General features: G+C 60.6%; 1 protein-coding gene. It reads right to left on the bottom strand.

The window, feature by feature from the left end; genetic code table 11:
* On the bottom strand, window positions 1-635 hold a 635-nt coding region (locus ACLD1Y_RS31605), incomplete at both ends, for a hypothetical protein (protein ID WP_429481547.1).

The raw sequence follows: 635 nt of genomic DNA, 5'->3' as shown, positions 1-635 counted from the left end.
GGTACGCGGCGTCTCTTCGTCGGTCGCGGTGAAAGTACCGGCAACGGTGCCTTCTACGGCGGAGTTTTCTTCCAGGGTGTTGGCGACAACTTCAATCACCGGCACGTCGTTGTGCAGGTTGACCACTGGCTGGTCGGAACCGTTGGAGTTCAGGCCTTCTGGGTCGGTGACGGTCAGGTCGATTTTCGGCAGCTGGTTGCCAGCGTTAACGAAGTCGGCGCCTTCTTTGGTCAGCACGACGTTGTTGCCATCGATGGCGTAGTAGCCCGCAGCGTTGGTGCCCGGCGTGAAGGTGATGGTCAGGCCGGTACGCGGCGTCTCTTCGTCGGTCGCGGGGAAAGTACCGGCAACGGTGCCTTCTACGGCGGAGTTTGCTTCCAGGGTGTTGGCGACAACTCCAATCACCGGCACATCGTTTTGCAGGGTGACGACAGGCTGGTCGGAACCGGTGGAGTTCAGGCCTTCTGGATCGGTGACGGTCAGGTCGATTTTTGGCAGCTGGTTACCAGCGTTAACGAAGTCGGCGCCGGCTTTGGTCAGCACAACGTTGTTGCCGTCGATGGCGTAGTAGCCAGCAGCGTTGGTGCCTGGCGTGAAGGTGATGGTCAGGCCGGTACGCGGAGTCTCTTCGTCGG

This window comes from Pseudomonas sp. 18175 (assembly GCF_050432925.1).
Classification (GTDB): domain Bacteria; phylum Pseudomonadota; class Gammaproteobacteria; order Pseudomonadales; family Pseudomonadaceae; genus Aquipseudomonas.
Note: the sequence above shows the minus strand (reverse complement) of the source record. Positions and strands in the feature narration are given on the sequence as shown.